The organism is Paenibacillus popilliae ATCC 14706, assembly GCF_000315235.1.
GTDB lineage: Bacteria > Bacillota > Bacilli > Paenibacillales > Paenibacillaceae > Paenibacillus_B > Paenibacillus_B popilliae.
Map to the genome: position 1 here is coordinate 1 of NZ_BALG01000278.1, position 453 is coordinate 453.

Here is a 453-nt window from a genome sequence, read left to right on the forward strand (position 1 = left end):
CTTCTTTGTAAAATAATTTTTACCTGTCATCATCGATTTCTGCAACAGCTTTACTTGTTCTAATTTAGAATGGACTTGCGAGATTTTATTGTTCAGTTGTGCCATATGTATGGAAAATTTCATGGGTGTCGTATGTTCTGCCTGAAGTGCATCCTTTACGTCGATAGGTTGCTCTCGATTTTCATGTCCTGCATTCGTTGTGATGATGTTTTCCTTCATATTGATTAACTCATCGTACTCTGATTTTGCTTTCCGTAATTCATCAGCAATTAACTTTCGTCGCTCATCCAAACCGTCTTTTTTTAAAGAATATAATATGTCCCCTTGCTTGACCTTTTGTCCATCCGTATAGTGCACCGACTCAACTTCACCCAGTACTTTGTTGGTTATTCTTGTCACTTTTTCGCTCGTCTTTATCACTCCCTTTGCTTTTACAACAATATCAATTTCCCC

At 37.5% G+C, this 453-nt stretch carries 1 protein-coding gene; it reads right to left on the reverse strand.

Features of this window, described 5'->3' with window-relative positions:
- The coding region (locus PPOP_RS16030; protein ID WP_042229329.1) for an HlyD family secretion protein at window positions 1–453 on the reverse strand (453 nt) is incomplete at both ends.